The organism is Clostridium thermosuccinogenes, from assembly GCF_002896855.1.
GTDB lineage: Bacteria > Bacillota > Clostridia > Acetivibrionales > DSM-5807 > Pseudoclostridium > Pseudoclostridium thermosuccinogenes.
Window position 1 is genome coordinate 408,663 of the sequence record NZ_CP021850.1, and the last position, 13,895, is coordinate 422,557.

Genomic DNA, 13,895 nt, shown 5'->3' on the forward strand with positions numbered 1-13,895 from the left:
AGTCCGATTGATGGATGATATAAGAGAAATAAAAGATACTATCGAGTTTGTTAGGAGGTGAAGGTTAGATGAAGTATAACATTAAAAAATTAACTACTCTCATTGTATCGCTGTTATTTGCTTCTGTTCTAACCTTCATCGCCTTCCAGATAATTCCAGGGGATAGCGCCCTTAATGCTCTTGGTATGGATGCCACGGAGGAACAGTTGGAGGAATATCGGGAGGCAATGGGACTAAATAAAAGCATTCCTGTACGCTATATCAATTGGTTAAAAGATGCATTAAGGGGTGATTTTGGTTATTCGTCCCAATATCAGATGCAGATGAAGGTCAGCGCTTTAATAAGAGATCGTTTAACTGTAACTCTCTGGCTGGCTGTGTTGTCATTTTTTCTAATTGTCGTTATTTCCATACCCCTTGGAATTCTATCTGCCAGAAAAAAGAACGGCATCCTGGATTCTTTCATTACGCTGGTTACTCAAGTTTTTATGTCAATACCATCCTTTTTTTTGGGCATGCTCATTACATTGATCTTTGGTATCATTTTAAGGTGGTTTACACCGGGAAATTACATCAGTCCGGGAGAGAACTTTGGAATATTCTTAAGGTTTATGATATTTCCGGCCATTGCAGTGGCAATTCCTAAGATTGCCATGATGGTTAAATTTTTACGAAGCTCTTTGCTTAGGGAAATGGAGCTTGATTATGTAAGAACAGCGAAAAGCAAAGGGATGACCAATATAAACATACTTTTTCGACACATATTAAAAAATGCATTAATTCCGGTAATAACTTTTTTGGCCATGATGCTTGCTGACATTCTGGCAGGAACCATTCTTGTGGAACAGGTATTTAACCTTCCCGGTTTGGGCAGATTGTTGGTGTCATCCATTGCAAACAGGGATTACGCTGTGGTGCAGGCAATTGTCCTGTATATTGTAACTGTAGTAATCATTATTAATTTTTTGGTTGACCTTATCTATCAATGGATTGACCCAAGAGTTAAGAGAGATTAGACCAAAGGCGGGCTGGAGGGAATGATGAAATTTAGGGGGAAAACCTATCACTTTAATTATATATTAGGTCTGCTGATTGTATCCTTTGTATTTTTGATTGTATTGATCGGATTTTTTTATACCCCATATGATCCGAATAAAATGAATGCTGCATTGAAAAATAGTCCACCGAGCCTTTCGCACTTTTTTGGCACCGACAATTTCGGCAGGGACATATTGAGCCGTGTCATGAAAGGAGCCGGAACCACATATATCATAGCCGTTGCCATCGTATCCATTGGTGCATCTCTGGGAACCGCAGTCGGCGCTTTGACCGGATATTTCGGAGGTTGGTTCGATGAGGTATTGATGAGATTGAACGATGTTCTAACCTCTTTTCCAAGTATTTTACTGGCATTGGTCTTTGTTAGTGTATTTGGGCCGGGAAGCTATAATATCATCTTTGCCTTGGGAATTATATTTATTCCAAGCTATGCCCGCGTGATAAGAAGTGAGTTTATTGTACTGAAAGAAAGAGATTTTGTCAAAAATGCAAAACTAATGGGGGCGGGAAGTTTTCGCATCATGTTTATGCACATATTGCCAAATACAAAAAGGGTTTTAATACCGTCCCTTTTGATAGGATTCAATAATGCTGTACTTGCCGAAGCAGGACTCAGTTATCTGGGCCTTGGTGTTCAGCCACCTCAGGCAAGTCTTGGACGTATGCTGTCAGAAGCCCAAAGCTATTTGCTGGATTCACCATGGTATGCAATAGCACCTGGTTTAATGATCATACTGACGGTTCTTGGCTTTAGCCTCATCAGTGGAGGTTTGGAGAATGAGTAAGAAGGATACGCTTTTAAATATAGAAAACTTATCTATTGGATTTACAAAGCGAAGAAAAACGAATACAGTAGTTGATCATATCTCCTTGGAGGTTAAGAAAGGTGAAATTCTTGGGATCGTAGGAGAATCGGGTTCGGGAAAAACTATGACTGCCCTGGCTGTCATGGGGTTGCTGCCTGTCTCTGCAAAAATCTTAAGCGGAGGGATACATTTTCTTGGTAACAATCTGTTGGCCATGGAAGAAAAGAAACTTCGCAGGCTAAGAGGTCCTGAAATATCAATGGTATTCCAGGATTCCATGACATCCTTTAATCCGCTTCTTACCATAGGAGACCAGGTGGAGGAAATGTTAAGACTTCATTCAAAATATACGAAGGAAGAGTGTAAAGCCTTAACATTAGAAGCATTAACGGAAGTGGGGTTATCAGAACCCCATGAGATTTATCATCGGTATCCTCACCAGCTATCCGGCGGCATGCGTCAGAGGGCAATGATAGCAATGGCTATGGTTGCCGGCCCTAAGCTTGTCATTGCGGATGAACCTACAACGGCACTGGATGTTACAACACAGAGCAAAATACTCAAACTGCTCCAAAGGATGAATGATAAACATGGAACAAGTATTATCTTGATTTCACATGATTTGAGAGTAATACAGAGCATTTGCGGCAGAGCAATCGTAATGAAGGATGGTAAGATTGTAGAGTCCGGGATGGCAAAAGAACTGTTTGCTCATCCCAATACCGAATATACGAAGCAACTGGTGGCAGCAGTGCCTATGCTGTTTTTTAAATCCAAAGGAGAGCAAAATGAGACTTTCCCTACAGATTTAAAAGAAAATGCAGATATTGAGGACAAGAATGGCCTTGCAGATCATAACAAGGAGCAAAAAGAAATATTGGCAGTTCAGAATCTCAATGTATTTTATTCCGAGAAAGGCATCGGTTTGCTTGCAAAAAAGAGCAGAAAACACGTAATTAAAGATGCGACTATTTCAGTGAGGCAGGGAGAAACTCTTGGCATTGTCGGGGAAAGCGGAAGTGGAAAGTCCACGCTGGCAAAGGCAATAGTTGGGCTGAACAAGGAATTTGAAGGGATAATTAAAATCAATGATGTTGCTGCGATAGGTAGCAAAGCATCGGTGGTTAAGCCACAGATGGTCTTTCAGGATCCATATAGCTCCTTAAATCCAACGAAAAAAATCGGATGGATTTTGGAAGAGCCACTAAAGCTTCAAACCAATCTTGGGAAAAAGGAACGTATGGCAAGAGTCAATGAAATGATACAGCAGGTGGGCTTGACCTCCAAGCATTTGGAGAGGTATCCCTTTCAATTGAGCGGAGGTCAGAGACAAAGAGTAGCCATCGCCGCCGCTCTTATTGTGAATCCCAAACTGGTGATTCTGGATGAGCCGGTATCATCGCTGGATGTTACCATTCAGGCACAAATACTGCGTTTGCTAAAAGAATTGCAGAAAAAGTATAATTTGACCTATGTGTTTATTTCCCATGATTTAAATGTTGTCTTTCAGATTTGCAACCGGGTTTGTGTAATATATCAGGGTGAAATTGTAGAGATGAAGGAAGTCAGGGAGTTGTTTTACCAGCCTCAGCATGAATATACAAAAGAACTTCTTAAATCTGCAATGCTATAAAAAACGGGCAAAATACAAGTTGCCAAACACACCTTTTGCCAGGAAGGGTATCCTGTGAATAACATTATGCAACAAGCTTGTGGGAATTTCATCGATGAAGTATTAGATTTTTTGCGGAAGCGAATCAAGAAAGATCGATGAAATTGAAAAAACTTAAAGTCATATGCAGGTAAGCGCTAAGGCGTTTTATTTTGTAGGAAATTGTTGTATAATAAATGCAAACAAGAAGGGGAATGGCAATGGAACGCATTGGCATAATTCAGGGAGATATAACAAAAATTGAGGTTGATGCTATTGTAAATGCAGCAAACAACACGCTTCTTGGTGGCGGTGGAGTGGATGGTGCCATTCACAGAGCTGCCGGTCCGGAGCTTTTGAAGGAATGCCGCAAATTGAACGGCTGTGAGACCGGAAAGGCGAAGATCACCAAGGGATACAAGCTGCCTGCCAAATATGTGATCCATACTGTAGGGCCAATCTGGCATGGTGGAAACAATAATGAAGATCAGCTGTTAGCCTCCTGCTACCGCAATTCTTTGCAGCTGGCGGTGGAAAACGGAATAAGAACCATTGCGTTTCCGTCAATAAGCACGGGTGCTTATAGGTTCCCGGTAAGGCGTGCCGCAAGGATTGCCATGCAGGAGATATCCGGATTTCTGGAGGAGAACGGCAGTATAGACAAAGTGTTCATGGTGTGCTTTGATGAGGGAACAATGGAGGCTTATATAGAGGCTTTTAGGGAGATCAGGGAAAAATGAATGCAACCAAATATAACAAACTGGTGAGAGACAGAATTCCGGAGATAATTGAAAAGAACGGCAAGAAGGCAATTGTTGAAGAGCTTGAGCCTCAAGCCTATAAGAAATACCTGGATCAGAAGCTGGAGGAAGAACTTAAAGAATATTTTGAGGCAGACAGTGTGGATGAATTGGCTGATCTGGTGGAAGTTGTTTATGCCATATTGAAATATAAAGGCGTTGATACTAAGGATTTTGAAAATATACGCAAGAAAAAGGCTGAGGAACGGGGAGCGTTTGATAAGAGGCTTCTGCTCAAGGAAGTTGTAGAGGAGTAGAGTGCATGGAGTGGAAAACGAAGTAAGGTATGCTTCCGGCCTTGCCTGCATTGCCGAAGATTTATTTTGTGAAAGCATTCTGTGATGCTTCCGAGCCGGAAAAACTATATCCTTCAGTGCAGTATCCTTTTGTAGACATATGAAGCAACAGGAGATTTATTGATTTTACTTGCAATAAGTATGGAGTCCTTTAAATAGATAAATAAAACTTCTGCTATTTTCTTCCCCCTCCTTGCTGATTATCATAGTATTTTATCAAACAATGAGTGAATACCAAGGTTGATTTTTTGCCATATTGTAGTATAATTACAGATAAATACAAAGGGGAGCTTGCTGAAGCAGGCTGAGAGTAAGCTGTGTTGCTTAGACCCGTAACCTGATTTGGGTAATGCCAACGTAGGGATATATTTAGCGGAAATTACTGCATATATGCTTTTGTTGGCGTATGTGCAGTTTTTTTATGCTGTTGACAGACTACCAGTTTGTATTTGCGAAAGGAGATGCCATGATAAAAAATTGTGTTGAAAATGTTCGAAGCAAAACGCCTCTTATTCACAATATCACCAACTATGCAGAAAGGAGCAAAGTATGAAACTCGATAAGAAAGATTTACTTTTATATGCTGTCACCGACAGATCCTGGCTGGACGGTGAAACTCTTGAAAGTGCGGTGGAAAAGGCACTAAAGGGCGGTGCAACCTTTATGCAGATCAGAGAGAAAGAATTGGATGCCGAAAAATTCCTCGAGGAAGCAAAAAAGATTAAAGAACTGTGTAAGAAATATCATGTGCCTTTTGTTGTCAATGATAACGTAGATATTGCCATAGCAGTGGATGCCGATGGAGTTCATGTGGGGCAGAATGATATGGAGGCCGGCAATGTGCGGGAACTGATAGGCAGGGACAAGATTCTCGGAGTGTCGGTACAGACGGTGGAACAGGCGGTATTGGCAGAAAAAAGAGGAGCTGATTACTTGGGGGTTGGAGCAGTATTTCCTACCGGTTCCAAGGCGGACGCAGATTATGTAAGCCGTGATACCCTGAAAGAAATCTATGAAGCCGTAAATATCCCTGTTGTAGCTATAGGAGGTATAAACCGGGAAAACATAATGGAATTGTCGGGATCCGGAATATGCGGAGTTGCCGTAATCAGCGCAATCTTTGCACAGACTGATATTGAGAAGGCTGCGGCTGAATTAAAAAAACTAAGCGAAAAAATAGTGAAGGCATGATTTAAGGCAGAACCATATTGGATTTTATAACGAGGCTAAAGATGTCCCCCACCTCTCAAAGGTGGCGGGTACCTAATTTTACAACAGACGGTGAGTTGAAATCTCCCGCCTCGTTGAAACGATGCGTTGAAATTGCTACGCAATTTCTTCCGTTGTTTTAACAATTGGATTTTGAGGATGCATTGCATGACGATCCGCATAACAGAAGGTGCTTGGCCCGGGACAATTGGATATATGGTGCTTACAGCAAGACAGCTTGTATGGGATTATGAGGAGCAATGCAAAAATTAATACTAAGCAAACTAAATACACAGTGGAGTGGAGAATAAGATGAAAACAGCATTAACAATCGCAGGGAGCGATTCCGGCGGAGGAGCCGGAATCCAGGCGGATATCAAGACAATGACCGCAAATGGTGTATATGCCATGAGTGCGATTACTGCACTTACTGCACAGAATACAACCGGTGTCACAGGAATCATGGAGGTCACTCCGGAATTTTTAGGCCAGCAGTTGGACTGTATTTTCACCGACATCTATCCGGATGCGGTAAAGGTTGGCATGGTTGCATCGGCCGGACTGATTGAGACCATATCAGAAAAGCTGAAATTCTACAATGCGAAGAACATTGTCGTGGATCCGGTAATGATTTCCACAAGCGGTTCCAAGCTTCTTCGGGATGACGCAATAGAGACCTTGAAAAGCAGACTGTTTCCCCAGGCACTTCTATTGACGCCCAATATTCCGGAAGCGTCCGTATTATCAGGAGTACCCATCGAAAATGAAGAGGATATGATCAAAGCAGCGGAAATCATCAGCAGACAATACGGATGTGCCGTTCTTTGCAAGGGAGGGCATAGTGCAAGCAATGCCAATGATTTATTGTATCAGAATAATAAATACAGGTGGTTCACCGGAGAGAAAATCAACACTAAAAATACTCACGGAACCGGATGTACTTTATCCAGTGCCATTGCCTGCGGCCTTGCCAAAGGCTTGGATTTGGAAAGGTCAATCCAGTTAGCGAAGGAATATATTTCAGGCGCTTTGAAAGCAATGCTTGATCTGGGAAAAGGGAACGGACCCATCAACCACATGTGGAATATCTGCAAAGAGGAGAAATAGCAGTGAGGATATAGGCGGCTTGAAGGGTAGATGCAGGAAACGCTCAAGGTAACGTATAATTGGAATTTGTATGTTTAAATGTTAAAATATGACCTGCATAAGGCTAGATGAAGGAGAATTGCCTGTAGCGGAGTTGCTAATTAAAATTAATAAATGCATATTGACAACTATGATAAAATGGATTAGAATTTAGATAAACGATTACGTAATCGTTTAACGCAATCAGTTGTGAGGTCGATATACGATGTCTACAAATATTAAGGAAGTAGCTAAAGAAGCAGGCGTTTCTGTAGCAACGGTATCCCATGTTATTAACCAAACCCGTTATGTGTCGGATGAAACTAAATTAAAAGTATTGAAAGCAATGAAGCAGTTGGGTTACCGGCCAAACTTGGTAGCAAGAAGCCTCAGAAGTCAAAGGTCCAAAATTGTTGGGCTTATTATACCTGTTTGTCCTTCCGATACTTCCGGTTTTTTCTTTACTACCATAGCGCAAGGAATAGAAAATAAGCTTAAAGAGCATGGTTACAACCTTTTATTCAGCAACTCCAACGAAAACATAGAGTGTGAAAAGGAACAGATACGTGTATTCAACTCTCAATTGGTTGATGGACTTATAATCGCTCCTACAGTAGATGACCACCAGTATTTAAATGAAGTCATTAGCGGAGACTATCCGGTTGTATTTATCGACCGTAAACCAGTAGGATATAAAAGCGATTGTGTGCTTGTAGATAATTTTTCTATTACATATAAAGCGATTAATACTCTCATTGAAAAGGGGCATAGCAGAATAGCGTTTATTAGTGGGCATATGGGGCTTACTACAAGTGATGAGCGCTATTTTGCCTACAAAAAAGCACTTGAGGACAATAATATTACGGTAGACGAGTCTTTGATCGTAATAGCCGAGTATGGAAAAACAAGCTTTGAGAGCGGCTATGAGTTTACAAAAAAGCTTTTTACCAGTCAAAAATTCTCAGCATTATTTGTTGCAAACAATTTGATGTCTATGGGCGCATTAGCTTTTTTGAATGAACAGAGGGTCAAGATTCCTGAAGAACTTGCGGTAATCGGATTTGACGATTATGATTGGACAAAGATCTCTGTTCCACCATTGTCTGTTATTAAACAGCCGGCTTTCGATATGGGAAGAAAGGCTGCGGAGGTTTTAATTGACAGAATAAATAATCCCACAAAAAGATTTAAGGAATACAGGATGTCGGCTGAATTTATTATCAGAGGTTCTATATAAGCTATACATTTGTATGCTTCACCATTGTCAGCATTCTAAGGTAGACACAATCAATCAACAGTCCCAGTTTCAGTGTATCCCTCATAAAAACGTTTACGTAATCGTTTAAATAAGAGATGCTCTGAATAATTGTCAAGCGCATGGGCAGCAACAGTTTTTTCTTATCAGTTAATCCAGGTTCAACATTGCAGTGCTATAAAAATTCAATGCTAATCAACCAAATCTGTCAGGGGGGAAAGTAGTGGAAAAGATAGTTGTAAACAGCAGCAATACGAGAGGGTCAGGGAGATACCGGGCTATTATCAAAAACATAAAAGCCAATTATCAGCTGTATATATTGCTGGCTCCTACAGTAATTATGCTCATCATTTTGAATTATATTCCAATGTACGGTATAACGCTTGCGTTTAAGGACTATGTTCCAAGCAAAGGCATACTAGGAAGTCCATGGGTTGGTCTCAAGTATTTTGAAAGATTTTTTAATTCATTTTCGTTCTCCCGAATACTCTCCAACACCTTAAAAATTAGCTTTGCAAGTTTAATTTTCGGTTTCCCGGTGCCCGTAATATTTGCGCTCATGCTCAACCAGCTGCGACAGGAAAAATTTAAAAGAATGATTCAAACAATTACATATGCCCCGCATTTCATTTCAACAGTTGTGCTAGTTGGAATGATGATGGTTTTTCTCTCACCCAGAAGCGGTCTTATAAATAACATTATTCAAATGCTCGGTGGAGAACCCATATTCTTCATGGCAAAAAAAGAATGGTTTATACCACTATATATTCTTTCCGACATATGGCAGAATACCGGATGGAATACAATAATATATTTGGCTGCATTAACGTCAGTTAATCCAGAGTTATATGAAGCGGCAATTGTTGATGGTGCAACTAAGCTGCAAAGAATCAAACATATTGACATTCCTGCAATTTTACCCACAATTGTGATAACTCTTATTTTCGCTTGCGGAGGAATAATGAACGTGGGCTTTGAGAAAGTGTTCCTCATGCAGAATTCCCTGAACAGAGAAGTCAGTGATGTTATTGCTACCTATGTTTTTGAACAGGGATTAATACGTGCGCAGTACAGTTATTCTACCGCAATCGGTTTATTTAACACAATCGTGAACATCATTCTACTCATAACGGTCAACAAGATTGCTAAAAAACTGACCGATACGAGTCTGTGGTAGGAAAGGGGGAGAGCAAATGAGCGGATTGAACACTAAGCTTGTACGCACAAAGGAAGATAAAATATTTGATGCTGTGAATATCACTTTACTTTCATTGTTCACCTTGGCAGTACTATATCCTTTATACTTTGTAGTCATTTCTTCAATAAGCGATCCTGCATATGTTTCAGCGGGCAAGGTGCTCTTTGTCCCGAAAGGGATAACATTTGAAGGGTATAACAGGATTTTTTCCGATAAAAGCATAATTCTTGGATATAAAAATGCTGTTGTATATGCAGTACTGCATTCAGTCTTCGGAGTTTTCTTAACAATGACTGCAGGCTATGCAATGTCGCGAAAGGATTTTTTCGGCAAAGGCTTTTTCACGGTCTTCCTTCTGATTACTTTGTACTTTAATGGTGGGCTCATCCCTACTTATCTGTTCATAAATTACCTTGGATGGATTAATACTACGTGGATTATGGTTGCGCTTGGAGCTGTCAACATATTCAATATAATAGTCGCAAGGACTTTTATTCAGAGCACAATCTCAAATGAATTGTTAGAGGCAGCCAATATTGATGGGTGTTCCCACTTAAAAATATTCTTTATGATAATTCTTCCCCTGTCAAAACCTATTATAGCAATTATGATACTCTATTACTTTGTTGGTAAATGGAATGATTGGTTTGCAGCACTGATATACCTGGATGATAACAAGAAATATCCTCTTCAATTGATATTAAGAAATATTCTAATAGTCAATGCACCATCTACTGAAATGACAAGGGATGCGCAAGAATATGCGACACAGCAGAGGGTTACTGAGCTTTTGCAGTACGGAATTATTATAGTCGCAAGCGTTCCTGTATTAGTGATGTATCCTTTTGTGCAGAAGTACTTTGTCAAGGGAGTTATGATTGGATCCATAAAAGGATAATCAAGCTTGTTATTTCCGGCAAGGAGGTGATATGGCGGGGTCGTTAACTGTGCTTATCAAATATCATTTATAAAAAATGTAAAGGAGGATTCTTATGAAAGTGAAAAAACATTTTCTGACAGCTATATGCGCACTTCTTAGTTTGTCTCTGGTTCTATCCGGGTGCGGCTCGAGCGATAAAAAGGAAAACGGTGATGCAACAGATTCTCCGACAACATCCAGCTCCGATAGCAAAAGCAACTTCAATGAAACAGGTCTTCCCATAGTCAATGAAAAGATTACATTGAGGTTCGTAGCCAGAAAAGCTGACCTGGCTGGTGATTACAACGAGATGGATCCCATCAAAAAGCTTGAGGAAATGACCAACATACATATTGATTGGGAATGCATACCCGCTTCTGTGTATGATGAGAAGAAAAACCTCATGCTGGCTGGTGGAGACCTTCCTGACGCATTCTTTCAAACCGGATTCTCGGATTTTGATATAATGACGTATGGTGCAAACGGTACGCTAATTCCTCTGCAGGATCTTGTTGACAAATGGGCACCGCGTATAAAGAGTATTTGGGAAAAAAGACCGGAAGTAAAGAAAGGTCTGACGATGCCTGACGGCAACATCTATACAACTCATTCACTTGAAGAGCTCGCTTTCACAGACCCCGATAATCCCAATGATGCAGTAAACATTGGTGCGGTACCTTATTTTACATCTATAAACAAAGCATGGCTGGATAAATTGGGAATACCAGTACCAACCACCCTGGACGAATTCCATGATGCACTGGTTGCCTTCAGGGACAGGGACCCGAATGGGAATGGAAAGAAGGATGAAATTCCCTTCAGCTTCATGCATATGCAGTGGTGTATGGACATAGGCGGCCTTTTCGGCTCCTTCGGTCTTGGCGACAATACGGAGCACAGATACGTCAAAGACGGCAAGGTCCACTATATTGCTGTACAACCTGAGTATAAGGAAGCTATCAGCTATTTCCATCAATGGTATAAGGAAGGCCTTATTGATCCGGAATCCTTCACCCAGGATGCTAAAGCATATCTTTCCAAAGGCAAGCATCCGGATTATGCTCTAGGGTCCTATGTATGGTGGGAAACTGCGGAAGTTGTGGGACCTGAAAGACAAGACGACTATGTCCTTCTTCCTCCCCTGAAGGGTCCAGGTGGAAAACAGACACAGCTCAGACATGACCAAGGTGCCGGAGCAAGAAACGCTTTTGCAATAACCAAGGTTAACAAATATCCTGAAATTACAATGAGATGGCTTAATGAATGCTATGAACCTAAATTGAGTGCAGAGCTTAACTGGGGACCGATAGGCAAGGTATTTGAAGAAAGGGATGGAAAGTTGGTATGGCTGCCTACTCCTGCTGGTGAAACAGCCGGAGAATACAGGCAGAAGGTTTGCCCCAGCGGCGGATCACCGATGACTGTGTTGGCGGAAGACTTTGAATACATTGAGATGGATCCACGGGCAAGGGTAAGGCTTGATGACATAAAGAACATATATTGGCCTTATGTAGTAAACAAGGAGTACTACCCTTCAGTTGTGTTTACACAGGAAGAGCTTGACGTCATCCAGGGCATAGGCGAGGAAATAAAGAAATATACCAATGAGCAGAGGGCTAAATGGCTGACAAGCGGTGGGATTGAAGAAGAATGGGATGCTTATGTTGACCAGCTGAACAGAATGGGACTCAATGAACTGCTTAATGCTTGGCAAAGCGCCCTTGACAGGTTTAACGGAAAATAATAAGAGTTTGGTCGGTTTCTTACAAATAGTGATTTAAGCTTTTGCCCCTATAATAACATATGAGGGGTCTGTAAAAATACCAAATAAAAGGGTGTCATGCATGTCATCCTTTTATTTGGTATTAGAAAAGATGTATACGAGTCGATATACGGAAGGGAGCATAAAAATGAGAAGTGAATATTATAATGAACGGTACAGGCCTCAATATCATTTTTCACCAGAATACGGATGGATGAATGATCCAAACGGACTGGTCTATTATGATGGAGAATATCACTTGTTTTATCAATTCTATCCCCTTGGAATCGTACACGGCCCAATGCACTGGGGTCATGCGGTAAGCACGGATTTGCTCAGGTGGAACCATCTTCCCATAGCCATGTATCCGGATGATGTTGGCTTTATGTTTTCAGGCTGCGTAGTTGTTGATGAACATAACACGAGCGGTTTTCAGCATGGAAAGGAAAAAACCCTGGTTGCAGTGTTTACACAGGAAAACAATGGCCGGCAAGTACAAAGCATTGCATACAGTAATGATAGGGGAAGGACATGGGAGAAATATTCTGGAAATCCTGTGCTTGAGAGACCTGAATTTAGAGATTTCAGGGACCCTAAGGTTTTTTGGCATAGTGAAACCGAAAAGTGGATCATGGTTCTTGCCGTGAAAGACAGAGTGCATTTTTACAATTCGCCAAACTTGAAAGAATGGGAGTTTACAGGTGAGTTTGGAAGCAGCGACGGTTCCCATGATGGAGTATGGGAATGTCCGGATTTGTTTGAAATGATGGTGGATGGTGATAAAAACAATAAGAAATGGGTGCTGACTGTCAGCATAAACGGGAAGCTTAGCGGAATGCAGTATTTCATTGGCAAATTTGATGGCAATACATTTGTGAATGAAAACCCATCTGAAGAGGTGCGCTGGATTGACAGCGGAAAGGACTTTTACGCCGCTGTAAGCTGGTCCGATATTCCGGCCGCTGATGGACGGAGATTGTGGATAGGGTGGATGAACTGCTGGCCATATGCAGAAAAGATACCTGCCGGCAAGTGGAGAGGGAATATGTCAATTGTCAGGGAGCTTGTGCTTTCGAAAATTGATGGCTTTGGTTTGAAGCTGGTGCAAAAACCTGTATCTGAACTCGAATCAATACGGAAGGGGGAAATAATATCTGTTAGAGATGTTTGGTATAGTGCTTTAGATAATGCCATATCCGGTTTGATGTTGGATACATATGAAATTCTGCTGGAGATTGACATGTCAAAATCTAACAGTGATCAACTGGGCTTCAAGCTATTCAGGGATGAAGACGGGTATGTTGATGTTGGTGTTGATGTATCAAAAGGAAAGGTTTTTATAGACCGCCGTCATATTGCATGCCATCATAAAATGGAAGGTTTTGCGGAAAGGCATGAAGCCGGTTTAATTCGGAAAGACGGAATTATAAAGCTGCATATTTATGTTGATAGGGCATCGTTGGAAATGTTTGTTAATGAGGGTGAAAATGTATTTACGGAGTTGATATTTTCTGAAAGTGACAGTAGAAGTATTGAGTTTTATTGCACCGAGGGTGATGCTTATATTAAGTCCTTAACAATTTACTCTTTGGATAGCATATGGAAGTGTCCTGAAAAAGCATGATAAAAAGCCGTGGGTTTACTGATGGAGGACCTTTGATGAGGAAAAGGAATACTTGTGTTTGTAAGAAAAATGCTAAGCTCAACCACTCCATGTGCAAGGAATCATCGTAAGATGGAATATTAACTTCAATAATGTATCCGGAACTTATTTGCATGAGGCTCTATGAATTCAGGCTGTTTTAATGACAAAGT

12 protein-coding genes and 1 riboswitch are annotated in these 13,895 nt (G+C 41.0%); all 12 genes read left to right on the plus strand.

Features of this window, described 5'->3' with window-relative positions; all coding sequences use genetic code 11:
* Nucleotides 1-68 precede the first annotated feature (68 nt).
* The 12 genes from CDO33_RS01860 (at nt 69) to CDO33_RS01915 (ending at nt 13,704) form a co-directional block, all read left to right on the plus strand.
* Complete coding sequence (locus CDO33_RS01860; protein ID WP_103081424.1) at nt 69-1,016, plus strand: ABC transporter permease; 948 nt, start codon at nt 69-71, stop codon at nt 1,014-1,016.
* Between the two features lie 21 nt (nt 1,017-1,037).
* Complete coding sequence (locus tag CDO33_RS01865; protein WP_338053236.1) at nt 1,038-1,844, plus strand: ABC transporter permease; 807 nt, start codon at nt 1,038-1,040, stop codon at nt 1,842-1,844.
* Nucleotides 1,837-3,498, plus strand: coding sequence for a dipeptide ABC transporter ATP-binding protein (locus tag CDO33_RS01870; RefSeq protein ID WP_103081426.1), 1,662 nt, complete (start codon nt 1,837-1,839; stop codon nt 3,496-3,498). Before CDO33_RS01865 ends, CDO33_RS01870 begins: the two co-directional genes overlap by 8 nt.
* Before the next feature lie 239 nt (nt 3,499-3,737).
* The gene (locus CDO33_RS01875) at nt 3,738-4,256 is read left to right on the plus strand and encodes an O-acetyl-ADP-ribose deacetylase (protein WP_103081427.1); all 519 of its coding nucleotides are present in this window, start codon (nt 3,738-3,740) and stop codon (nt 4,254-4,256) included.
* Entirely contained in the window at nt 4,253-4,573 is a 321-nt protein-coding gene (locus tag CDO33_RS01880; RefSeq protein WP_103081428.1) for a nucleoside triphosphate pyrophosphohydrolase, read from the plus strand. The genes CDO33_RS01875 and CDO33_RS01880 overlap by 4 nt, the downstream gene beginning before the upstream one ends.
* Before the next feature lie 312 nt (nt 4,574-4,885).
* Nucleotides 4,886-4,994: riboswitch (TPP riboswitch) on the plus strand.
* 167 nt (nt 4,995-5,161) lie between these two features.
* On the plus strand, nt 5,162-5,803 hold the full coding sequence (gene thiE, locus CDO33_RS01885) for a thiamine phosphate synthase (protein WP_103081429.1): 642 nt from the start codon (nt 5,162-5,164) through the stop codon (nt 5,801-5,803).
* A 330-nt stretch (nt 5,804-6,133) separates the two neighbouring features.
* The gene (gene thiD / locus CDO33_RS01890; protein ID WP_103081430.1) at nt 6,134-6,928 is read left to right on the plus strand and encodes a bifunctional hydroxymethylpyrimidine kinase/phosphomethylpyrimidine kinase; all 795 of its coding nucleotides are present in this window, start codon (nt 6,134-6,136) and stop codon (nt 6,926-6,928) included.
* A gap of 244 nt (nt 6,929-7,172) precedes the next feature.
* Entirely contained in the window at nt 7,173-8,183 is a 1,011-nt protein-coding gene (locus tag CDO33_RS01895) for a LacI family DNA-binding transcriptional regulator (RefSeq protein WP_103081431.1), read from the plus strand.
* Nucleotides 8,184-8,424: 241 nt separating this feature from the next.
* Complete coding sequence (locus CDO33_RS01900) at nt 8,425-9,378, plus strand: ABC transporter permease (RefSeq protein WP_242973513.1); 954 nt, start codon at nt 8,425-8,427, stop codon at nt 9,376-9,378.
* Nucleotides 9,379-9,481: 103 nt separating this feature from the next.
* Entirely contained in the window at nt 9,482-10,297 is an 816-nt protein-coding gene (locus tag CDO33_RS01905; protein WP_242974835.1) for a carbohydrate ABC transporter permease, read from the plus strand.
* Nucleotides 10,298-10,391: 94 nt separating this feature from the next.
* Nucleotides 10,392-12,062: a type 2 periplasmic-binding domain-containing protein gene (locus tag CDO33_RS01910; protein ID WP_103102761.1), complete on the plus strand. Its 1,671-nt coding sequence runs from the start codon at nt 10,392-10,394 to the stop codon at nt 12,060-12,062.
* Nucleotides 12,063-12,228: 166 nt separating this feature from the next.
* Nucleotides 12,229-13,704, plus strand: a complete 1,476-nt coding sequence (locus CDO33_RS01915; RefSeq protein WP_161496500.1) for a glycoside hydrolase family 32 protein — start codon at nt 12,229-12,231, stop codon at nt 13,702-13,704.
* Nucleotides 13,705-13,895 lie beyond the last annotated feature (191 nt).